General features: G+C 65.5%; 17 protein-coding genes. 7 read left to right on the top strand and 10 right to left on the bottom strand.

The genetic code is table 11. The features are described 5' to 3' along the window. Positions 1-159: 159 nt before the first annotated feature. Positions 160-1,131 (top strand): AraC family transcriptional regulator, encoded by a 972-nt coding sequence (locus OU800_RS23690; protein ID WP_268180003.1) that lies wholly within the window; start codon positions 160-162, stop codon positions 1,129-1,131. 4 nt (positions 1,132-1,135) lie between these two features. Here OU800_RS23690 and OU800_RS23685 read toward each other — a convergent pair whose 3' ends face one another. Next, positions 1,136-1,624, bottom strand: coding sequence for an acyl-CoA thioesterase (locus tag OU800_RS23685; protein ID WP_268180001.1), 489 nt, complete (start codon positions 1,622-1,624; stop codon positions 1,136-1,138). Positions 1,625-1,728: 104 nt separating this feature from the next. On the opposite strand from OU800_RS23685, the gene OU800_RS23680 reads away from it, so the two are divergent. Beyond that, entirely contained in the window at positions 1,729-2,436 is a 708-nt protein-coding gene (locus tag OU800_RS23680; protein ID WP_268180000.1) for a tetratricopeptide repeat protein, read from the top strand. 36 nt (positions 2,437-2,472) lie between these two features. On the opposite strand, the gene OU800_RS23675 is transcribed toward OU800_RS23680, so the two are convergent. Then, positions 2,473-3,840, bottom strand: a complete 1,368-nt coding sequence (locus OU800_RS23675) for a glutamine synthetase family protein (protein WP_268179998.1) — start codon at positions 3,838-3,840, stop codon at positions 2,473-2,475. A gap of 129 nt (positions 3,841-3,969) precedes the next feature. Continuing rightward, a complete protein-coding gene (locus OU800_RS23670; protein WP_268179996.1) occupies positions 3,970-5,361 on the bottom strand; it encodes an aspartate aminotransferase family protein in 1,392 nt (463 codons plus the stop codon). A gap of 231 nt (positions 5,362-5,592) precedes the next feature. Here OU800_RS23670 and OU800_RS23665 point away from each other — a divergent pair, with 231 nt between their 5' ends. The 3 genes from OU800_RS23665 to OU800_RS23655 all read left to right on the top strand — a co-directional run bounded on the left by OU800_RS23665 (position 5,593) and on the right by OU800_RS23655 (position 8,595). Next, entirely contained in the window at positions 5,593-6,243 is a 651-nt protein-coding gene (locus OU800_RS23665) for a GntR family transcriptional regulator (RefSeq protein WP_268179994.1), read from the top strand. Between the two features lie 70 nt (positions 6,244-6,313). Then, complete coding sequence (locus OU800_RS23660; RefSeq protein ID WP_268179992.1) at positions 6,314-7,918, top strand: tetratricopeptide repeat-containing response regulator; 1,605 nt, start codon at positions 6,314-6,316, stop codon at positions 7,916-7,918. Continuing rightward, a complete protein-coding gene (locus tag OU800_RS23655) occupies positions 7,915-8,595 on the top strand; it encodes a sensor histidine kinase (protein WP_268179990.1) in 681 nt (226 codons plus the stop codon). The genes OU800_RS23660 and OU800_RS23655 overlap by 4 nt, the downstream gene beginning before the upstream one ends. 27 nt (positions 8,596-8,622) lie before the next feature. Here OU800_RS23655 and OU800_RS23650 read toward each other — a convergent pair whose 3' ends face one another. Then, positions 8,623-9,030: an SMI1/KNR4 family protein gene (locus tag OU800_RS23650; protein ID WP_268179988.1), complete on the bottom strand. Its 408-nt coding sequence runs from the start codon at positions 9,028-9,030 to the stop codon at positions 8,623-8,625. Between the two features lie 106 nt (positions 9,031-9,136). Between OU800_RS23650 and OU800_RS23645 the strand changes: the two genes are divergently transcribed. After that, a complete protein-coding gene (locus OU800_RS23645; protein WP_268179986.1) occupies positions 9,137-9,322 on the top strand; it encodes a hypothetical protein in 186 nt (61 codons plus the stop codon). 801 nt (positions 9,323-10,123) lie between these two features. Here OU800_RS23645 and OU800_RS23640 read toward each other — a convergent pair. The 4 genes from OU800_RS23640 to uvrD form a co-directional block, all read right to left on the bottom strand. Then, the gene (locus OU800_RS23640; RefSeq protein WP_268179984.1) at positions 10,124-10,966 is read right to left on the bottom strand and encodes a Tim44 domain-containing protein; all 843 of its coding nucleotides are present in this window, start codon (positions 10,964-10,966) and stop codon (positions 10,124-10,126) included. Between the two features lie 131 nt (positions 10,967-11,097). Then, the gene (locus tag OU800_RS23635; RefSeq protein WP_268179982.1) at positions 11,098-12,180 is read right to left on the bottom strand and encodes a TRAP transporter substrate-binding protein; all 1,083 of its coding nucleotides are present in this window, start codon (positions 12,178-12,180) and stop codon (positions 11,098-11,100) included. 52 nt (positions 12,181-12,232) lie between these two features. After that, positions 12,233-13,327 carry a TRAP transporter substrate-binding protein gene (locus OU800_RS23630; protein ID WP_268179980.1) on the bottom strand — a complete coding sequence of 365 codons (1,095 nt, stop codon included), beginning with the start codon at positions 13,325-13,327 and terminating at the stop codon, positions 12,233-12,235. Positions 13,328-13,353: 26 nt separating this feature from the next. Continuing rightward, positions 13,354-15,540: a DNA helicase II gene (gene uvrD, locus OU800_RS23625; protein ID WP_268179978.1), complete on the bottom strand. Its 2,187-nt coding sequence runs from the start codon at positions 15,538-15,540 to the stop codon at positions 13,354-13,356. Between the two features lie 374 nt (positions 15,541-15,914). Here uvrD and OU800_RS23620 point away from each other — a divergent pair, with 374 nt between their 5' ends. Beyond that, on the top strand, positions 15,915-17,582 hold the full coding sequence (locus OU800_RS23620) for a molecular chaperone HscC (protein WP_268179977.1): 1,668 nt from the start codon (positions 15,915-15,917) through the stop codon (positions 17,580-17,582). Here the strand turns inward: OU800_RS23620 and OU800_RS23615 are convergent. Next, on the bottom strand, positions 17,579-20,251 hold the full coding sequence (locus OU800_RS23615; protein ID WP_268179975.1) for a DUF805 domain-containing protein: 2,673 nt from the start codon (positions 20,249-20,251) through the stop codon (positions 17,579-17,581). The genes OU800_RS23620 and OU800_RS23615 overlap by 4 nt on opposite strands. Next, positions 20,248-20,955: a DUF1266 domain-containing protein gene (locus tag OU800_RS23610; protein ID WP_268179973.1), complete on the bottom strand. Its 708-nt coding sequence runs from the start codon at positions 20,953-20,955 to the stop codon at positions 20,248-20,250. Before OU800_RS23610 ends, OU800_RS23615 begins: the two co-directional genes overlap by 4 nt. Between the last annotated feature and the right edge of the window lie 227 nt (positions 20,956-21,182).

The following is a 21,182-nucleotide window of genomic DNA, read 5'->3' as shown; positions in this document are numbered from 1 at the left end:
TGGTTGGCGATGTTTTGCGTTGGATGTGGGCTCGCCCACAGTCTCGCGCACAGCGGCGTTTGTGCGGTCGACGTGAAAGGGGCAATTGGCGAAATTTAAACTGCTGGCAGAATAGGCGCTTGATAGAACTTGCGCCTGGCCAGTTTACAGGGAGGAAAGATGGACGAGGAGTGCGCTGATAGCGATTCGCTCACAGCCATCGCGGCAACCATCGATTGGGAGCTGGCACAGATTGCGCAGCCGCCTCCTGCCGCTCCTCTGACGCCAGCACCGCGTCGGCAGCCGCCGCCGAGTTGCCTGAGCGATCCCCGCATCGCCCGTGCCGTGCGCCTGCTCGAGAGCATTCCGGCAGCGCCTCTGGGGCTGGATGACGTGGCTGCGCATGTCGGCCTCAGTGCCTTTCATTTTCAGCGCTATTTCCTCGAGGTGATGGGCGAGTCGCCTAGCGCCTACCTGCGTCGTACTCGTCTGGATCGCGCGGCGATGAGCTTGTTGATGGGATCGGAGTCGGTCATGCAGATCGCCCTGGATGCCGGCTATGCCAGCCACGAGGCCTTCATCCGTGCCTTCCAGCGACGTTTCGGCAGAGTGCCCACGCAGTATCGTCAATTCGCCCAGGCGCGTCGGCCGCTTCCGAGCCCGGCGCAAAGCGAGCAGGCAGCATTGGTGCGGGTGCAGACGTTGAAGCCCCGACCCTTGCTTGCCATGCGCTTTCACGGCTCCTACGCCGATCGTGAGGCGCATTGGCGAACGTTCGGGCATTACCTGCGGCAAGTCGGTTTTCCATTGCAGGGCGCCCAGGCGTTCGGCATTTCCCTTGATGGTTCACTGGTCACGCCGACCGAGCTGATCCGTTATGACTGCGCCGTGCTCGATCCTGGTTTCGATGCAGCGGGCACGGCCCTGACCACGCAGATCCTGCCCGTTGGTCGCTATGCCACGCTGCGCTGCGATGGGGATTACCTGTCCGGTATCGTCAATACCCTATGCAGCGTGGCGATGGCCTGGCTCCCGGCCTCCGGGGAGCGCTTGCCTCCGGTCAATCACGGCAGCTTCGAGCTGTTCCACCAACCGCCCTGGGAGCAGGAGGGTGGATGGCAATCCTTTACCGTGGCGTTGCCGCTGGCGTGATGCTTCAGGTGTTCTTCTCCTCGCTCAGCGCCTGGTAACGCTGCTGCAGTTCGTCACGAATCTGCCGGCGCTGCTTGGCCTGGCGTTGGCGGCGCAGGCCGTCGGGGGTGTCCGGCTGCAGCTCCGGCACCGGTACCGGGCGGCCCTGGCCATCGACTGCGACCATGGTGAAGAAGCAGCTATTGGTGTGGCGCACCGAACGCTCGCGGATGTTCTCGGTGATCACCTTGATGCCGATCTCCATCGAGGTACGCCCGGTGTGGTTGACCGAGGCGAGGAAGGTGACCAGTTCGCCGACGTGCACCGGTTCGCGAAAGATCACCTGATCCACCGACAGGGTCACCACATAGCAGCCGGCATAGCGGCTGGCGCAAGCGTAGGCCACTTCGTCGAGGTACTTGAGCAGCGTGCCTCCGTGGACATTGCCGGAAAAATTGGCCATGTCCGGTGTCATCAGTACGGTCATCGTCAGGTGTGCGGTTCCGGCTTCCATCGTCGCTCCGAGTACGTGTAGGGCTGGTGAGAGTAAGGCCTGCGAGCCCTGGGGATGCAAGATTTGCACTAAACTCGCCATTTCCTGTTGCAAGGATGCTATCCATGCCAATCCGTTCGAGACTTCTACTACCGGGGCTGGCGCTGGGCCTCAGCGTTACCGCGCAAGCGACCGATGAATGTGCCACGGCGGTGCAATGCAACCAAGCCGGCAGCGCTGCCTACCAGGCTGGGCGCTATGAGCAGGCCATCGAGGCCTTCGAGCGTCAGTTACGACGTGTCGAGGATGGCGATACGGCACAATTGGAGCTGGCGCTGAACAATCTCATCCTGACCCATCTGCGCGCTGGCGATGCGGGCATGGCACGGGCCTGGCTGGGCGTGGCGCTGGCCAATAACCTCAGTGGCTCTTCGACGCGTCTGCATCTGACCAAGGTGGCCGAAACGCTGGATTACCAGGCGCTGGCGGCCAGCCCGGCAGGGCGCTACTTGCGCTACGGCGGCCAGGCGGTGTGGAGCGAGTTGCTGATAACGCCTGATCCACAGGGAGGCTATCGCGCCAGTTTTTCAGCTCTGCGCGCCGGGGCGCGAGTGGAGGAATACGGCCCAGCCGCTATTGGCGGGCTGGAGGGCAAGCTGGAAGGCGATGCAGTGCAAATGCGTCTGCAGGATGCTGGCCCGAGCGGCGATTGTGCGGTGCAGTTGCTGCGTGAAGGTATCGAGCTGCGTGTGCTCGAGGTATTTGCGGATGGCTGCCAGGACTACGGCGGCATGGGTATCAGCGTGGCGGGTGATTACATCAAGGTACGTTGAGGCCGCCCCGGCAGCTTGCGCTGCCGGGGCAGGCTGTCAGGCGTGATTGAGATACCAGCGCCAATCCTGCTCGCCCACCTCGCCCATGAACTGGCGGAACTCGGCCCACTTGATCGCCAGAAATACCTTGAGGAAGTCCTCGCCCAGCGCCTCGCGCGCCCAGCTCGAACCTTCCAGATTGCGCAGTGCGGTGAGCCAGTCGGTGGGCAGGGTTTCTCGGGCCTGTTCATAGCCGTTGCCGACGATGGCTTCGCCTGGATCGATCTGCTCGCGGATGCCCTTGTGGATACCGGCGAGGATCGCTGCCGCGGCCAGGTAGGGATTGGCGTCGGCGCCGCAGATGCGGTGCTCGACGTGGCGGCTGCCCGCCGGCCCGCCCGGTACGCGGAACGACACGGTGCGGTTGTTCACCCCCCAGCTCTTGGCCAGCGGCGCGTAGCTGTTGGCCTGGAAGCGGCGGAAGGAGTTGGCGTTGGGGCAGAAGATCGCCAGGGCGTCATTGAGCGTAGCCATCATGCCGCCGATGGCATGGCGCAGCAGCGGCGTGCCCTGTGGGTCTTCCGAGGCCATCAGGTTGTTGCCCTCGGCATCGGCCAGCGACACGTGCATATGCATGCCGCTGCCGGCCAGGTCGCCGAACGGTTTGGCCATGAAGCAGGCCTGTAGCCCATGCTTGTTGGCCACGCCCTTGACCAGGCGCTTGTAGCGCACGCCTTCGTCCACGGCCTGGAGTGCGTCGAAACGGTGCTCCAGGGTCAGCTCCAGTTGGCCCGGGGCGTATTCGGAGATCGCTGTGCGCACCGGCAGTCCCTGTGCTTCGCAGGCGGCGTAGAGATCGTCGAGAAACGGCTGCACCTGCTCCAGTTCGTATACGCCGTAGACCTGCGGCGCCTGCGGGCGCACGCCGTTCATCTGCATGGCCGGCTGTGGGCGACCATTGGCATCGCGCTGCTTGTCCAGCAGGTAGAACTCCAGCTCCACCGCCATCACCGGGTGATAGCCGTCGGCCTTGAGCGCATCGATGGCACGCACCAGCACGTGACGTGGGTCGCCTGGCGTGGCCGGCATGCCCTGGGTCGGGTGCATGCTCACCTGCAGTTGGCCGGTGGGTACCGCGCGCCAGGGTTGCAGGGTCAGGCTGCCGGGCAATGGGTAGGTCCAGCAGTCGGCATCGGCCACTTCCCAGACCAGGCCGCTTTCCTCGACGTCCTCGCCCTGGATGGTCAGCGAGAGGATGGAACTGGGCAGCGGCCGACCATTTTCGTAGATGGCCAGCAACTCGTCGCGGTGCAACAGCTTGCCGCGTGGGATGCCGTTGGCGTCGATCAGCATCAGCTCGATGCTGCGCACCTCGGGGTGGCGTTCGAGGAAATCGCGGGCTTCCTGGGGGTTGGCGAATCGCATGGTGGTTCTCGCAGAAGATCGTGGGGGCGCGTCTGTGGGGGCATAGGGTGGATGACGCTCTTTTCATCCACCGTTTCACCGAATGTGGTGGATGGATAAAGCGTCAGCTACGCCACCCTACAGGCAGCATTACTCGCGGGCGCCAGGGATGGCCAGCAGCTCGCTGAGGGCCATGTCGAGCGTGGCGATCAGCTTGTCCACGTCATCGGCCGTGGTGCTCGGGCAGCACAGGGTCATGTTGTGGAAGGGGGTGATCAGAATGCCGCGGTTGATCAGGTACAGGTGCAGGGCCATCTGCAGCTCGTCGTGGAAGGCGGCCTCGGCCTCGGCGCCGGTGCGCGGCGGGGTGGCGCAGAACTGGAATTCGCAGCGCGCGCCCAGCTCGGTCACCGACCAGTTCAGCCCATGCTTGCCGATCAGTTGGCGGAAGCCCTCGGCCAGGCGTGCAGCCAGCGGCAGCATATGGTCGTAGGCGACCTGGGTCATCACCTGTTCCAGGTTGGCGCGCATGCAATGCATGGCCAGGGCGTTGGCCGACAGGGTGGTGCCCATGCCGCTGTGGCCGTGGCCATGACTGCCTTCGCTGGCACGCTGGCGCGCGGCGTTCATCGCTTCTGCCATCTGCGCGCTGCAGCCGAAGATGCCGCACGGGACGCCGCCGGCGATGGGCTTGCCGACCACGAAGAAGTCCGGGTCGAGATTCCACAGCCTGGTGCAGCCACCGATATCGGTGGAGATGGTGTGCGTCTCGTCGATGATCAGCAGGCTGCCGTACTTGCGCGTCAGCTCGCGGCATTTGTGCATGAAGCCGGGGTCGGGCAGCACCATGCCGATATTGGTCATCGCCGGCTCGCACAGCAGGGCGCAGACGTCGCCCTGGGCCAGGGCGGCTTCCAGCGCCTCGATATCGTTGAAGGGGATGGCGCGGCTGTGCTCGGTCAGGTCATAGGCCTGGCCGATCAGACCGGAGCGGTGCACGGTGCGGCCCTCGCGATGGCGCACCATCACGTCGTCGACGGTGCCGTGGTAGCAGCCGTCGAACACCAGCAGGGTCTTGCGCTGCGTGATGGCGCGCGCCCAGCGCAGCACGTAGCGGTTGGAGTCGGTAGCGGTGGCGGTCACCTGCCAGTAGGGCAGGCCGAAGCGCTGGGCCAGCAGCTCGCCGCAGACCACGGCGTCCTCGCCGGGGAGCATGGTGGTCAGGCCGTTGTGCGCCTGCTCGGCCAGGGCGCGGGCCACCGGGTCGGGCGAGTGGCCGAACATGGTGCCGGTGTCGCCGAGGCAGAAGTCGATGTACTCATGACCATCGACGTCGAAGAAGCGTGCGCCCTTGGCGCGCTCGACGAACAATGGCACGGGCGTCGACCAGTCGGCCATCCAGTGCATCGGCACGCCGCCGTACAGCGAGTGGCGGGCACGCTCGGCCAGGGCCACGGACTTGGGATTACGCTCGAGGAAGCGGGCGCGCTCGCCAGCGGCGAAGGTTTCCACGGCGGTTGGGGCGATACCACTGGCAGTCATGCTGAACACCTCGTTCGATTTTTCGCACATGGTATTTTGTGATCACAAAAATGGCAAGTGATGCTGCTATACGCATTATGAGTTAGTATTTTTCCTGTTATGTGATCACAAAATTGGTCGTGGCTTGCATCCTCGACCTCATCTGATGCCTTGTCCAAGGGAGAACCCCATGCGCGATTGCCTGCTTACCCTGTCTCAGCTTCCAGCCCCGCCACGGAGGATGCTGCAAGCATGAGCGACAATTTGCAGCAACAGCTTTACCAACGTATTCGCGAGAGCCTGCTGGCCGGGCGTTTCCAGCCTGGCGAGCGGCTGAAGATCCGTGACCTGGCCGCGCAGTGGGGCACCAGCCCGATGCCAGTGCGCGCCGCCCTGCAGCGGCTGGTGGCCGAGGGAGCGCTGGAGGGGGAGCAGCAGCGCTCGGTGCGCGTGCCGGCCATGACCCGCGAGCGCTACGAACATCTCTTTCAGGTGCGCCTGGCGCTGGAGGGGTTGGCCGTCGAGCTGGCCACGCCGCGCATGACGGCTGACGACCTGGCCTTGCTGCGCGACTGTGTACAGCGCATGGACGCGGCCATCGAGCAGCGCCGGGTGCAGGACTATCTGGACGCCAACAGCCAGTTCCACCTGCACCTGTACGCGGCCTGCGGTAACCCGGTGTTGCTGCGCACCATCGAGTCGCTGTGGCTGCAGATCGGCCCCTTCTTCAATCGCCTGTTCACCGAGGCCGATCTGTCCTTGCGGCTCAACGACTTTCATGAGGAAGCCTTCGCCGCCCTCGAAGCCGGCGATGCCAAGGGCGCCCGTCAGGCCCTCGAGCAGGATCTGCTCTATTTCGCCCGCTTTCTGCTCAACCTGCTGGAACTGGAACAGGCTCGCTGAGTGCGAGCGCTCTGTGTGTGCAGGCCCGCTGCCCTATACTTCCGCCAAGGTTCATTCAAGGACAGGATTCATGCTGGATTACAGCGGCAAGCGGTTTCTGATAGTCGACGACTTTTCCGACTTCCGCAGTTCGGTCAAGGCCATGTTGCGCGAGATGGGCGTCAGGGATGTGGACACGGCCGACCGGGGCGAGCAGGCCATCGCCATGTGTCGGCACAAGCGCTACGACATCATCCTCCACGACTACAACCTGGGGGCCGGCAAGAACGGCCTGCAGACCCTGGAAGAGTTGCATGCGGCGCGCCTGATCAGCCACCAGTGCATCTTCGTCATGGTCACCGCCGAGAGCAGCCAGGCCATGGTGCTGAGCCTGCTCGAGCACGAGCCGGACGCCTACCTGACCAAGCCCTTCAACCGTGCCGGCCTGACCCAGCGGCTGGACAAGCTGGTGGAGCGCAAGACCCTGCTCAAGCCGGTGCTGCAGGCGCTGGACAAACGCAACCCGGCGGAGGTGCTGAGCGCCTGCGAAACCCTGGCCAGCCAGGACAAGCGCCTGCAGCCCCTGTGCCTGAAGTACAAGGCAGGTGCCCTGCGCGAACTGGGTCGGCAGCAGGAGCTCGAACGCCTGCTGCAGGCGGTGCTGGCCGACCGCGCCATGCCCTGGGCCTACCAGGCACTGGGCAACCTGCTCAACGAGCGGGGTGATCTGGCGCGCGCCAAGGACACCTTCGAGCAGGGCCTGAAGGCCTTCCCCATGCAGCCTGGCCTGTATGATGGCTTGGCCGGCGTGCTGGAAAAACAGGGCGATGCCAAGCAGGCGCAGCAGGTGCTCGAAGAGGCCGTGCGCCTTTCGCCGCTGGCTCTGCCGCGGCAGATGCAGCTCGGCAAGCTGGCCATGCACAACGAAGATTTTGCCGGTGCCACCAAGGCCTATCGCAGCGCCGTGGAGCAGGGCAAGAACTCGCGCCTGAAGAGCCCGGAGAACTACCTGGCCCTGAGCCAGGCACTGATGGCCGACACGGGCGAGGAGACGCTGAGCAAGCGCGCCCAGATGGAGATCAGCCAGGTGCTCGGCGAGCTGGGCAGCCAATACGCCGCTGACAAGACCGTGCAGGTGCGCAAGCGCCTGATGCAGGCGCGCAGCCTGCAGAAATCCAACGAACCGGCACGCGCCGCACAACTGGCCGCCGAAGCCGCCGCCGAGCTGCAGCAGGTTGAGGCCTTCCTGCCGGCCGAGGTGGCCCTGGGCATGGTCGAGCAGTTCCAGCAGCTTGGCCAGCAGGAAGCCGGTGCGAAGTTGCTCAAGGACTGTCTGGAAATTCATGGCGATGACGCCGGGGTGCTGGAAGCGGCGGCTCGCCTGACCGATGACCAGAGCGTATTCGTCATCAGCAAGGAGGCCACCGACCTCAACCGCCAGGGCGTGCAGGCCTACAAGCAGGGCCGCACCGACGAGGCGCTGGCGCTGTTCCGCCGGGCTCTGGGGTTGCAGCCGAAGAACATCAGTATTGCCCTCAACACCGCCCAGTCGCTGCTGCGCCTGGGCCTCGAACAGCCCTCGCAGCCCTGGCTCGAGGAGGCGCGTAGCTGCCTCGACGGGGTCAGCATGATCGCCCCCAGCGATACGCGCTATGCACGTTACCAGCAACTGCGCAGCCGGGTGTTCGACACATGAGCGGGCTCGATCTCAGCACCATCATCGCCTCCACCGTGCATGACATGAAGAACTCCCTGGCGCACCTGGGCCAGGCCCATGCGCGCTGGCTCGCCAGTCTGCCGGCCGAGCTGCAGAACATGCCCGAGCGCGGAGTGATCGAGTACGAAGCGGCGCGCCTGAACGGCATGCTGGTGCAGTTGCTCGGCCTGTACAAGCTGCAGGTCAATCAGTTGCCCCTGTACCCGGCACACCATGAGCTGGACGACTTCATCCAGGCGCAGTTGGCGCGTTATCAGGATGTGCTCGACAGCCGAGGTATCCAGGCCCGTGGCGAGGTCAGCGAGTTCGACCTGATGGGCTTCTTCGACCAGGAGCTGCTGGGTTCGGTGCTAGGCAATGTGATCGCCAACGCCACGCGCTACGCCCGCAGCGCCTTGCTGATCAGCGCCAGCGAGCAGGCGGGTGAGCTGCTGCTCTACGTCAACGACGATGGCGCCGGTTATCCCCAGGCGATGCTCGAGCGCCAGGGCGACTACATTCTCGGCCTCAGCCAGAGCAGCGGCAGCACCGGGCTGGGCCTGTACTTCGCCGCGCGCATCGCGCAATTGCACCAGCGCGATGGCCGCCAGGGGCGAATCGAGCTGAGCAACGGCGGCCCGCTGGGCGGCGGTGAGTTTCGCATCTACCTGCCCTGAGCCCCGCCTGCTGCTGCACGGTGGGTTTCAGCTTTCCAGCCAGACGTCGCGGCACCAGTGCCAGACCGAATCCCAGCTCTCGTCGGTCAGCTCGCCTTCGTCGCCGTCCCACAGCCACACCTGGCCTTCCACGTCCACCGCGTAGTAATCGCGGCCGTCCTGGCACAGCGGCACCAGATCGCGCGGCAGGCCGAGATCCCAGGCCACCGACGCCACTTCCGGCAGGTAGGTATGCGAGTGCGGGTCGCTGGCAGTCACCGGCTCCAGACGGCCGTAGACCACGTCGCTGACCTTGAGCAGGAACTCGCGCAGCTCGAAGGGCAAGTGGATGAGGATCTGCTCCTGGATTTCCACCAGGGTTTCCTCGTCCGGCAGCTCCAGCGGCACCGGTACCGGCTCGTTGAGTTCGCGTAGCTGATCGATGACTTCTTCCACGGCGGCGGCTCCTCATAGGGTGGGGTCGGCTTTATACAGTAGCTGGCCGTTGCAATGAAAACATGTCGGTGTCACGGCATACCGGCGCTTTTCGTGGAGCGCTCTCATGACACCTCTTGCCTGGCACTGTCTGCATCACAGTGAATTCGACACGGCCTACGGGATTGGCAAGTTTGTGTGTTGGTGTGGTGGCTTGTTGGGTGTTCTGGACGCCGCTGTTGTGTGTTCAGTGATTCCGGGTTTCGCCCCCTCGGGCGACTCACTTTTCTTTGAACTGCGCAAAGAAAAGTAAGCAAAAGAAACGCACCCCCGCCATCCGGAACTAGGCGTCCCCGTCATGCTGCGCTCGACTTCCCTCACTCCGGCATCGCTCCGGGGTCGGCGTACATGGGCCATCCCTGGCCCATTACGCGGGGCCGCCATCGGTATCTCGCGGCATCCATGCCGCTCGCCCCCTGCGCAATGCCTGCGTTCGGCCTCCTGAAGGGGGAGTTAGCGCGCCTGAACGAACGGGCACTCCATAGATTGCTCGGCGTGATCTGGTAGCAGTGGAACCACGATGTGGCTGTCGAATTAAACCAATAGTTTCATTCGCGCAGTTTCATGCATTGAACAGCTTGCCGGCTTGCAGCCGGCATTCAGGTCAGCCCTAAGGCTGACCCATGTTCAAGCACTCCACGCTAATTCTGGGTTACCTCGGGTTCAGGCGCGTGCAGAGCCCGCCCAGGAGGGCGAACGCAATCGTCGTGGAAGAGGTTGAGCGGCATGGATGCCGCGAAAGCCGCGATGGGCCATGGATGGCCCACCGTCGGTGGGCCGCATCCGGTCGGGCCTCTGGAACGGCGATGGAGTGAGCGAACCCTCGCGCAGCGAGGGCCGGATGAAAGGGCGGAGGTTTTGGTTACTTTTGCCTGCAAAAGTGACTCGCCCGGGAGGGCGAAACCAAAGACATCAGCAAAAACGCGGCAATTCGGAACAAGCCCCCGAAATACCGTATTGCCAGTCCTGTATCAAAACCGCCTTCCCCAGCATTTCGCACAGGCCATAAAAAACCCCGGGAAAGTCCCGGGGTTCTGGGTGACGCGCTGCGCGATCAGTTCTGACGGATGCCTGCGATCAACCAGGGCTGGTTGTCGCCCTGGGCACGTTCCAGGCGCCAGCTTTCGCTGAACGGCTCGCCCTGATCGAAACGCGAGGTCTTCGACACACCGCTGAAGGTCAGGGTAGCGATGGTCTTCTCGGCGTTGTCGTCGACGCCATCGAGCTGCACCTGCAGTTCGTCGATGTAGGTGGACTGGAAGCCGTCACCCAGCTCGGCGCGCTCGCGCTTGAGGAAGTCCAGCAACTGCGGGGTGACGAACTCGGCGATCTTGTCCATCTCGTTCGCGTCCCAGTGCTGCTGCAGGTTCATGAAGTGCTCGCGGCCAGCGGCCAGGAAGCTCTGCTCGTTGAACCAGGCCGGGGCGTTGATCACCGGGCGCGCAGCGGCGGCGCTGCCACCGAAGATCGAGGTGGGTGCGGCGCTGGCCGGCATCTCGCGCTGGTAGGGTGCGCCAGCGGCGGCGGTTTGCGGTTGCTGCTGGGCACGACGGGCAGCGAGGAAGCGGAAGATCAGGAAGGCGATCAGGCCGAAGATCAGGAAGTCCATGATTTGCAGGCCCTCGAAGCCGTCGCCCATGAACATCGAGGCCAGCAGGCCGCCAGCGGCCAGGCCGGCCAGCGGGCCGAGCCAGCGCGAGGCGCCACTGGCGGCTGCCGGTTGGCGACCAGCGGTGGGGGCGGTTGCCGCCGGCTGCGATTGCGGCGCGGCCTGGCGGGTCTGGTGGCTGGGGGCGGAGCCGAACGACTTGCCGCCGCCGAAGCGCTTGGCATGGGCCTCGAAGCTGAAGGTCAGGGCCAGGCAAAGCACCATGGCGATACTGAGGAAACGCTGCATCAGGGTCTTCTCTCTTGATAGGGAACGCTGCGCCGCATCTTGCACGGGGCGCTCTGGGTTGGCCAGGTACAGAATGTTTCTGGCTTTTGCTTGTAGCGCTGGCCTGCCCCAGTGGCAGGCCATGAAAGGGCTCAGCGCCAGTCGTACAGCTCTTTCTCCGTCAGGGCCTGCATCGAGCTGGCCAGTGCCTGGAAGGCTTTCATCGAGGCCCAGATGCGGCCGTTGAGCTCGCTCTGCGCGGCCAGCTCGCCGAGTACCTGGTCGGTTTCGTGCTGCATGGCCTGCAGCACGGGATCGGGGAAGCGTTTGAGCAGGGTGCCGCTCTTTTTCAGCTCGTCCAGGGCCAGGGCATTGTTGAACACGTAGTCATCCATCATGTCCAGGGTGGCGGCGCGGGCGGCCTCGGTGACGATGGCCTGCAGGTCGGCCGGCAGGGCGTCGAAGGCCTTCTGGTTGATCAGCAGCTCGAGCACCGACTGTGGCTCCTGCCAGCCCGGGTAGTAGTAATACTTGGCGGCTTTCTGCAGGCCGAAGGCCAGGTCGTTGTAGGGGCTGACCCAGTCGGTGGCGTCGATGGCGCCGGTCTGCAGCGCGGTGAAGATCTCGCCGCCGGGCAGCACCACGGTGGTGGCGCCGAGGCGGCTCCAGACTTCGCCGCCGAGGCCCGGCATGCGGATCTTGAGGCCTTTGATGTCGTCCAGGCCGTTGATTTCCTTGTTGAACCAGCCGCCCATCTGCATGGTGCTGTTGCCCGCGGTCAGCGGTTTGACGCCGAAGGGGGCGTAGGCCTCGTCCCACAGCGCCTGGCCACCGCCGTGGCTGAGCCAGGCGTTCATCTCCAGGGTCGACAGGCCGAAGGGCACGGCACCGAAGAACTGCGCGGCGGGCACCTTGCCCTTCCAGTAGTAGGGCGTGCCGTGGCCCAGCTCGGCGGTGCCACGGGAGACGGCGTCGAACACTTCCAGCGCCGGCACCAGCTCGCCAGCGGCGTAGACCTTGATGGTCAGACGCCCGGCACTCATAGCGTTGATGCGTTCGGCCAGACGTTCGGCGGCGGTGCCGGTGCCGGGGGCGTTCTTCGGCCAGGTGGTAACCATCTTCCAATGGAAGGTCTGCGCGGGCGCAGCGGCCTGGTTGGCAGGTGCGGAATCGTCCTTGCAGCCGATCAGGCCGAGGGCGAGCAGAGGCAGGAGCAACAGAGAACGAAGACGCATGGGCAGTTATCTCTAAGAAAAACGGGGCCTGTTTCGGCCCCGTTCGGTTGGCTTAACGCCAGTTGTACAGCTCTTTCTCGGTCAGCGTCTGCATGGCGCTGGCCTGTTCGAGGAAGGCTTTCTGCGAGGCCCAGATGCGGCCGTTGAGGTCGTTCTGCGCCGCCAGGCTGCTCAGCACCGCCTCGGACTCCTTGCGCATGGCCTGCAGCACGTCATCCGGCAGGCGCTTGAGCTGCACGCCTTCTTGCTTGAGGCTCTGCAGGGCCTTGGCGTTGTTGAACACGTAGTCGTCCATCATGTCCAGGGTGGCGGCGCGGGCGGCCTCGGTGACGATGGCCTGCAGGTCGGCCGGCAGAGCGTCGAAGGCTTTCTGGTTGACCATCGCCTCGACCACCGCCTGCGGTTCCTGCCAGCCCGGGTAGTAGTAGTACTTGGCCGCCTTGTGCAGGCCGAAGGCCAGGTCGTTGTAGGGGCCGACCCAGTCGGTGGCGTCGATGGCGCCGGTCTGCAGGGAGGTGAAGATCTCGCCGCCGGGCAGGTTGACGGTGATCGCGCCGAGCTTGCTCCAGACTTCGCCGCCCAGGCCTGGCATGCGGATCTTCAGGCCCTTGATGTCCTCCAGGCTGTTGATCTCTTTGTTGAACCAACCGGCCATCTGCATGGTGGTGTTGCCGGCAGCCAGGGGTTTCACGCCGTAGGGCGCGTAGGTTTCTTCCCACAGCGCCTGGCCGCCGCCGTGGCTGAGCCAGGCGTTCATTTCCAGGGTGGAGAGGCCGAACGGCACGCTGCTGAAGAACTGCGCGGCCGGTACCTTGCCTTTCCAGTAGTAGGGGGTGCCGTGGCCCATCTCGGCGGTGCCGCGGGAGACGGCGTCGAACACTTCCAGCGCCGGTACCAGTTCGCCGGCGGCGTACACCTTGACGGTCAGGCGTCCGGCGCTCATGGCGTTGATGCGCTGGGCCAGGCGCTCGGCGGCGGTGCCCAGGCCGGGGAAGTTCTTCGGCCAGGAGGTGACCATCTTCCAGTGGATGGTTTCTGCCGGCTTGGCAGCGGCTTGTTCGCTGCCGGCCTTGTCGTCCTTGCAGCCAACCAGGCCGATGGTGGCCATCAGGGCCAGAGCGGCGCCGAACAGATTGCGGCGTTTCATCGATGTTTCTCCAGATACGGTAGGTTCTAACAGGCTTCGAGCTTGGCATAAGCCAGCATCAGCCATTTGCTGCCTTCGTTTTCGAAATTCACCTGTACCCGCGCCTGGGCGCCTGCCCCCTCGAAGTTGAGGATGGTGCCCTCGCCGAACAGGCTGTGGCGCACACGCTGGCCCAGGCTGAAGGGCGTCTGCGGCACGGCGCTGCCGGCGAACAGGCTGCCACCTGTCATCGAGCCTGTGCTCACCGGGCGGCTGACGCTGCCCGACAGGCGCACTTCCTGGATCAGCGGTGCGGGTATTTCGCGGACGAAGCGCGACACCTTGTTGTAGGTCTCGCTGCCGTAGAGACGCCGGGTTTCGGCGTAACTGATCACCAGCTTGTGCATGGCACGGGTAATGCCGACATAGGCCAGGCGGCGTTCTTCTTCCAGACGGCCCGGTTCTTCCAGGCTCATCTTGTGCGGGAACAGACCCTCTTCCATGCCCACCAGGAATACCAGGGGGAATTCCAGGCCCTTGGCACTGTGCAGGGTCATCAGTTGAATGCTGTCCTCGTTCTCGGCGGCCTGGGTGTCCCCGGCTTCCATCGAGGCGTGGGTGAGGAAGGCCTGCAACGGGCTCAGTTCCTCGTCCTCGTCGTTCTCGAAGGCGCGCGCGGCGCTGACCAGTTCCTCCAGGTTCTCCACCCGGGCCTGGCCCTTCTCGCCCTTTTCCGCCTCGTGGTAGGCAAGCAGGCCGCTCTGCTCGATGACCACCTGGGTCATCTGGTGCAGGGGCATGGCCAGCACCTTGTCGGCCAGGCCATCGATCAGCTCGATGAAGGCCGCCAGCGCCGCCGAGGCGCGGCCAGGCAGGGCCTTGGCCGCCAGCATCAGGCGGATCGCCTGCCACATGTGCACCTCATGGACGCGGGCGTATTCGCGGATGGTCTCGATGGTTTTCTCGCCGATACCGCGCGCCGGCACGTTGATGATGCGCTCCAGCGCCGCGTCGTTGCCGCGGCCGTCGAGCAGGCGCAGGTAGGCCATGGCGTTCTTGATCTCGGCGCGCTCGAAGAAGCGCTGGCCGCCATAGATGCGGTAGGGGATCTTCTCGCGCAGCAGCGCCTCCTCCAGCACCCGCGACTGGGCGTTGGAGCGATAGAGAATGGCGATCTCGCTGCGCTTGAGGCCTTCCTTGCGCAGGGCGTCCTCGATGCTTTCGACCACGTAGCGCGCTTCGTCGTGCTCGTTGAATGCGGCGTACAGGCTCAATGACTCGCCGTCGCCGACGTCGGTGCGCAGCTCCTTGCCGAGCCGCCCCTGGTTGTTGGCGATCAGCGCGTTGGCGGCGTTGAGGATGTTGGCCGTGGAGCGGTAGTTCTGTTCCAGGCGGATGATCTGGGTGTCGGCGAAGTCCTGGTCGAACTGCTGGATGTTCTCGATCTTCGCCCCGCGCCAGCCGTAGATCGACTGGTCATCGTCGCCGACCACCATGAGGCTGTCGCCGCCCTGGGCGAGAAAACGCAGCCAGGCGTACTGCACGGCGTTGGTGTCCTGGAACTCGTCCACCAGGATGTGGCGGAAGCGCCGCTGGTAGTGCTGCAGGATGCCGCCGGGGTTGTCGCGCCAGAGGTCGAGGGCGCGCAGCAGCAGCTCGGCGAAATCGATCACCCCGGTGCGCGCGCAGGCCGCCTCGTAGGCTTCGTAGATGCCGCGCATGGTGGCCAGGAACAGGTCACCGCTGGCTTGAATGCCTTGCGGGCGGATGCCTTCGTCCTTCTGCCCGTTGATGAACCACTGCGCCTGCTTGGCCGGCCAGCGCTGCTCGTCCAGGCCCAGATCACGGATCACCCGCTTGATCAGGCGTTGCTGGTCGTCGGAGTCGAGAATCTGGAAGTTCTCCGCCAGCCCGGCTTCCTGCCAGTGCGCGCGCAGCAGGCGGTGGGCCAGGCCGTGGAAGGTGCCGACCCACATGCCGGCCGGGTTGTGGCCGAGCATGTCCTCGATGCGGTGGCGCATCTCGGCGGCGGCCTTGTTGGTGAAGGTCACCGACAGAATGGAGTGGGGCGACGCGCCCATCGCCTGGATCAGGAAGGCGATACGGTGCACCAGCACGCGGGTCTTGCCCGAGCCGGCACCGGCCAGCACCAGTTGGCGGCCGAGTGGGGCGGCCACGGCTTGCACCTGGGCGTCGTTGAGCGAAGCGAGGAGGAGTTCGGGGTCATTTTGCATCGCGGCATTTTAGGGTCTGATGACGTTTCATCGCTACCGCGCCGGAGCCTGTTTTTGCGCGAGGCAAGGCGCGAGATGCGAAGTTTGGTCGCCCAAATGAGCCATCGAGCAACGCCGCATCGCGCAAAAGCAGGCCCGGCCCTTCGGGTTGTGCGCAAAATCTCGCCATGCGTTGTTGGAGGGCTTGGCAAGGGGACACCATTCGTCCTCCGCCTAGCCTGGCGAGATTTTTCGCAGCAACGCGGCTTGCGCTGAAACGTCAACAGACCCTATGGGGACAGGGGAGGGCAAACCGCTTCGACGAGGCGGTTTGCCAGGGCCTGTGCGCGGGGTAGACTGCGCCCTTCAATGGATCTGAGGGAGTCGCGATAGCCATGTCGACTGGTGACAGCCCGTTGTTGGGCATTGACCTGGGCACCACCAACAGCCTGATCGCCGTCTGGCGCGAAGGGCGTGCGCAGCTTATCCCCAATGCCCTGGGCGAGGTGCTCACGCCCTCGGCGGTGAGTCTGGACGAAGATGGCAGCATCCTCGTCGGCGCTGCGGCGCGCGCGCGGCTGACCACCCATCCACTGCGCAGCGTGGCCGCCTTCAAGCGCTACATGGGCAGCGACAAGCGCTTCACCCTCGGTGAGCGCCAGTTCACCCCGGAAGAACTCTCGGCACTGGTGCTCGGCTCGCTCAAGGCCGATGCCGAGGCCTATCTTGGCGTGCCGGTGACCCAGGCGGTGATCTCGGTGCCGGCCTATTTCAGCGACGAGCAGCGCAAGCGCACGGCATTTGCCGCCGAGCTGGCCGGGCTGCGCGTCGAGCGCCTGATCAACGAACCGACCGCCGCTGCCATGGCCTACGGCCTGCACGAGCAGCAATTCGAGCGCACCCTGATCTTCGATCTGGGCGGCGGCACCTTCGACGTCACCGTGCTGGAGTACGCTCTGCCGCTGATCGAGGTACATGCCTCCACCGGCGACAACTTCCTCGGCGGCGAGGACTTCACCGAGGCCCTGCTCAAGGCCTGCCTGGAGGACTGGGGGCTGAGCCGCAGCGAGCTGCAAGGCCAGGAGCTGGCCAGCCTCGAAGATGCCGTCGAGCAACTCAAGCGCCGCCTCGCCGAAGGCCCGCAGAGCCTGGACTGGCAAGGCCGCCAGTGGCAGCTAGATGAGGCCCGCGCGCAGCAGATCTGGGCGCCGCTCTTGAGCCGCTTGCGCCAGCCCATCGAGCAGGCCCTGCGCGACGCCCGCCTCAACCCGCGCGACCTCGACAGCCTGGTGCTGGTCGGCGGCGCCACGCGCATGAGCGTGGTGCAGCAACTGGTGGCCACCCTGTTCGGCCGCCTGCCTTATCGCCACCTCGACCCGGACACCATCGTCGCCCTCGGCGCTGCCGCCCAGGCCGCGTGCAAGGCCCGCGACCAGGCCATCGAGGAGGTCATCCTCACCGACGTCTGCCCCTACACCCTGGGCATCGCCTCGCGGCGCAGCGACGAGCAGCCCGGCGCCTTCTCGCCGATCATCGAGCGCAACACGGTGATCCCCACCTCGCGGGTGCAGCGCTACTACACCACCCACGCGCAGCAGGAACACATCCGCATCGAGATCTACCAGGGCGAGCGCCCCTGGGTGCGCGACAACATCTTCGTCGACGCCTTCGAGGTCAAGCTGCAGCAGACCGGGCAGGTGCAGGCGCTGGACGTGCGCTTCAGCTACGACATCAATGGCCTGCTGGAAGTGGACGTGACCCTGGAGAACGGCCAGCGCCACGGCCATGTCATCGACCGCAGCCCCACCGGCCTGAGCGAGGAGGCGCGCGCCGCCAGCCAGGCGCGCCTGGCCGGGCTGAAGATCCACCCGCGCGACAGCCTGCCCAATCGCACCCTGCTGGCCCGCCTGGAGCGCGCCTGGATGCAGAGCCTGGGGGCCGAGCGTGAGCAGATCGGCCAGTGGCTGGACGAGTTCCAGAGCCTGCTCAGCGCGCAACAGGAGCAGCCGATCAGGGCGGCGCGGCAGCGCCTGGAGCAGCAGTTGGAGGCGCTGCGCTTCTAGCTGGTCGGCCCACTGAACCCATTCAACTGCCGCAGTCGCGCCTGCAGCCCTTGCTCGGCCTGTACGCGGCTGCCGCTGGGCGGGCCGTAGCGGTTGGGCAGCGGGTCGCCGGGCCAGAAGAACAGCACCACCGAGATGTACGGCATGAAGAAGCTGCCGGTGAGCAGCATCAGCAGCGTGCCGACGCCACGGTTCATGTCGTGCAGGCGGCGCAGCAGGCAGGTGATCAGCCCCAGCAGGGTCACCCCCAGCACCGCCAGGGCCAGATCGCCGCTCAATTTGTCCGCCAGCAGGCTCAACGGTAGGCCCGCGCCGAGCAGCGCCAGCGTCTGCACGGTGAAATTGAGCCGATTCAGGCGCTTGCCCAACTGCCAGAAGCGCCATTGCGCGCGCCAGTCATTGGGCGCGTGACGAGGCATCATGCGCTCGCAACGCGACAGCAGCAGGGTGATGGCCAGGCGCACCGCAGGGGGTGTCACGGCGCTGTCCTTGGCCTGTTGCAGTGAGCGCAGCAGGCCGGAAGCCGGCACCCGTGGCTTGGACGGCTGACACACATCGCGCATGGCCTCGAAGAGCGCCTGCATGGTGCTGAACAGCAGGCCGTTGTCCTTGCAGATCGATTGCGCCAGTGCTTCGGGCTGACCTTTGACCAGCCCTTCACGGAAGGCATCGAACCACAGGCCCGGACAGGTGAAGCCTTGCAGCCGTTGCAAGGCCAGCTCGCGCAGTTCGCGCCGCAGGTCGGGGTCGTGGTAGAGCAGGGCGTCGACGATCATCTGCCCTAGCGGATCGCCCGCCAGCTCATCGGCATGGCGTTGGGCGCAGGCCTCGATACGCTCGACCGAGGGCAGGCGGCGGCTGCCCAGGATGAACTCCAGGCTGACCAGTTCGGCGGCGATCAGCCCTTGCAGAGGGTCGCGCTCGTCGAGGCCGTCGAGCCATTGCCGGGGATGGGCGTGGGCGTCGAGCCAGAGCGTCTGCACGGCATCGGCCGGATGGTCGGTCGTGGTGGGCAGGCGGCTGCCGCGCTCTGTCAGTCGTTCCAGCCAGCGCTGAGGTTGCTCCAGCAGGCCGGCCAGCCACAGGGTCTGGCGCTGCAGTTGCCAGCGCGCGCCTGCTTCCGTGGGCAGCGGCGGCAGGTAGCGTCCTGTCTGCTGCAGGCCGAGTTGCAGCTTCAAGGTGGCGGGCAATGACCAGCTCGGCAATGGCGCCAGCAGATGATGCAGGCGCTGCAAGGTTTCCGGGGCTGGGTGGCGCAAGCGCCGCAGCCAGCTCAGCATCTGCGCGCGGGCGGCGGTGTTTTCCTGCAGCGTGCTGGGCAAGGCAGAACCAGGCGTAGCGAGCTTCTGCTGCAGCACCTTGGCGGTGGCAGACTCGCGCAGCCACTGCAGGTGTTGCCGGGCATGGTGGGCAAAGCCTTGCGCCAGGATGGCGTCCAGCGGGTGTTCGCCGACAGGCAGGCAGAGCAAGGGCTCGAGGTCGGCCCCGTCGCCGCGTTGCAGCAGCCAGGCCTGACGATAGAGCAGGGTGAGCGGCGTCTCCGGCGCGTCGAGCAGCTCGGCCAAGAAAGGCCATTCGCTGTCACCCAGTTGCCAGGCGACGAAGGTACGCGCCAGAGCCGGCAGCTCGGTGCTGGCGGCGCGTTGCCAACGGGCCAGGGTCTGCGGGCTCTGCGCCGGTTCGGCGTAGCCCTGGCGGTAGTCGTCGAGGGCGTACTGGCTGCCCAGCTCCTGCTGGCTGCGGTCGCAGGCCAGGATCAGCAGTGGCAGGCGCTCGGGGGCATGCTGGGCGCTCCAGGCCAGCAACCAGGCGGCGGCTTCGGGCAAGTGCAGTTCGCGCCACAGGCGGCACCAGAGGTCGAGGGCATCCAGCTCATGCTGCTGCATCTGCAGCGCCAGCAGGTAGAGGTTGTCGAGGTCGTCGGGGGCCTCGGCCTGGCGCGCCTGGTAATACGCCAGGGCTTCGCCGAGGGCGACACCGGCCAGAGTGCACTGGCGATACAGGCCAGGGTAGTAGGCCGGGTCGGCCGGCATCGGCAGGCACAGGTGCAGCGCGCACCAGCCACGCAGCTCCGGCAAGGGGCGGTTGTCGAACAGGTGGTTGAGGGTGCGTGTGTACCAGAGGGTTTCCACCTGGGCGTGGGCGGGCCAGGCGGACAGGCTGGTGAGGTCGAAGGGGTCGGCTTCGGCGATGCGCTGGAGGAAGTGGTCGAGCGCTTCGGCCTCCTCGAACGGCAGTTGCATCAGGCGCTTGGCCCAGGCCATGCGCTCGCTGAGGATGCTCACGCAGGCATGCCCCAGTGGCCCGTTGCTCAGCAGCAGGCCGCGCAGCCTGGTGTCGACACCATCCAGCTCTTCCAGCGGCAAGCGATCGAGCAGGCGGCAGTAGTCGTGCCAGGCATCGGGCTGGAAGCGCCGCTGGGCATCCTGCAGCAAATCGACGAAGGCCTGCACGGCTGCTTCGCTGGCGCTGGGCGGTGCAGCGAGCGTGCTGACCGCCGAGACGCCCTCGCGCGCCTGGCGCAGGGCCTCTTCATAGGCGCTGCGCAGGGCCTGGAAACCTTCGGGGTCGCGCTCCGGGTGCACGCCAGGCAGCAATGCACGGTAGGCGTTGCGGATGAGGGTCTGATCCTCTGTCGGCTCCAGGCCCAGGTGTTCCCAGCAACTCATGACCAGTCGAACGCCTCCAGCGATTCGGGTTTCTCGGGCAGCTCCAGTTCCATGTCCCAGGGCAGTTCGTCGAAGCCGGCAGCCGGGCTCAGGGCCAGTTCGCGCACCATGGCGCGGTGAGCCGGCTCGCTGCCCTGGCGGCTCAGGCTCAGGGCCTGCTCGTTTGCCTCCTCGTGGCCCAGGCAGTTCCAGTAGGCACGGCCGATGACGAAGCCGGCCAGGTAACTGTGCCAGCTCTGGTAGTAGTAGCGCGCGCGCAGGCTGAAGCGGCTGTGCAGCCAGAGGTTTTCTTCAAGGTTCAGCCAGCCGTTGAGCTGACCGATGCGGGCGAGAAAGCTCATGCGCCCCAGATCCCAGGCACGGATACCGGCGGCGCCACAGACCATGCTGGTTTCGGCGACGAACTCATAGGCCACCCGTTGCGCTGGCTGCAGGCTGTCGAGCAGGGCCTGCCATTGGCTCGGCAGCAGGCGGGCATGTTCCCAGTAGGCGCTGCTGAGTTCGCGGGCGTGGCCGTCGTCGGTCATGCGCTGGATCATCGCCAGCAGGTCGGCGCGCTCGGCGATATCCCAGGATTCTTTGAGGTCGACGAATTCATTGTCGGGATAGAGGCTGGCCAGGGCATAGTCCGCTCCGGCATGGCGGTTGACGGCGACCATGGGCGCGGAAAGGGCGAAGAGCCAGCGTTGCTGTAAGTCTTCCATAACGGTTCGGTCAGGCATCCTCGAGGCGTGAGGCGCTCATCCTAGGAGCTGTGGCAGGCCTCCCGCAAGCGTCTGCAACAGGGGTTTTAGGCGACGACTGGCGAGTCAGCGGACAAGCGGCTTTAGCATGGGTGGCCAAGTGCAATCATCCCGTCGAAAGTTGGGGGCGAGTCTGTGAAATTGCCCACATCTTGGTTGGGCACAGCGTCTGTCTCGGGTATTCTGCC

It is taken from the genome of Pseudomonas sp. GOM7, assembly GCF_026723825.1.
Lineage (GTDB): Bacteria > Pseudomonadota > Gammaproteobacteria > Pseudomonadales > Pseudomonadaceae > Aquipseudomonas.
This window is presented reverse-complemented; position numbering and strand designations above follow the sequence as displayed.

Bases quoted from the DNA above. Each gene is read 5' to 3' on its own strand.
- OU800_RS23690 (WP_268180003.1), top strand. From the start codon at position 160: ATGGACGAGGAGTGCGCTGATAGCGATTCGCTCACAGCCATCGCGGCA.
- OU800_RS23685 (WP_268180001.1), bottom strand. From the start codon at position 1,624: ATGGAAGCCGGAACCGCACACCTGACGATGACCGTACTGATGACACCG.
- OU800_RS23680 (WP_268180000.1), top strand. From the start codon at position 1,729: ATGCCAATCCGTTCGAGACTTCTACTACCGGGGCTGGCGCTGGGCCTC.
- OU800_RS23675 (WP_268179998.1), bottom strand. From the start codon at position 3,840: ATGCGATTCGCCAACCCCCAGGAAGCCCGCGATTTCCTCGAACGCCAC.
- OU800_RS23670 (WP_268179996.1), bottom strand. From the start codon at position 5,361: ATGACTGCCAGTGGTATCGCCCCAACCGCCGTGGAAACCTTCGCCGCT.
- OU800_RS23665 (WP_268179994.1), top strand. From the start codon at position 5,593: ATGAGCGACAATTTGCAGCAACAGCTTTACCAACGTATTCGCGAGAGC.
- OU800_RS23660 (WP_268179992.1), top strand. From the start codon at position 6,314: ATGCTGGATTACAGCGGCAAGCGGTTTCTGATAGTCGACGACTTTTCC.
- OU800_RS23655 (WP_268179990.1), top strand. From the start codon at position 7,915: ATGAGCGGGCTCGATCTCAGCACCATCATCGCCTCCACCGTGCATGAC.
- OU800_RS23645 (WP_268179986.1), top strand. From the start codon at position 9,137: ATGACACCTCTTGCCTGGCACTGTCTGCATCACAGTGAATTCGACACG.
- OU800_RS23640 (WP_268179984.1), bottom strand. From the start codon at position 10,966: ATGCAGCGTTTCCTCAGTATCGCCATGGTGCTTTGCCTGGCCCTGACC.
- OU800_RS23635 (WP_268179982.1), bottom strand. From the start codon at position 12,180: ATGCGTCTTCGTTCTCTGTTGCTCCTGCCTCTGCTCGCCCTCGGCCTG.
- OU800_RS23630 (WP_268179980.1), bottom strand. From the start codon at position 13,327: ATGAAACGCCGCAATCTGTTCGGCGCCGCTCTGGCCCTGATGGCCACC.
- uvrD (WP_268179978.1), bottom strand. From the start codon at position 15,540: ATGCAAAATGACCCCGAACTCCTCCTCGCTTCGCTCAACGACGCCCAG.
- OU800_RS23620 (WP_268179977.1), top strand. From the start codon at position 15,915: ATGTCGACTGGTGACAGCCCGTTGTTGGGCATTGACCTGGGCACCACC.
- OU800_RS23615 (WP_268179975.1), bottom strand. From the start codon at position 20,251: ATGAGTTGCTGGGAACACCTGGGCCTGGAGCCGACAGAGGATCAGACC.
- OU800_RS23610 (WP_268179973.1), bottom strand. From the start codon at position 20,955: ATGGAAGACTTACAGCAACGCTGGCTCTTCGCCCTTTCCGCGCCCATG.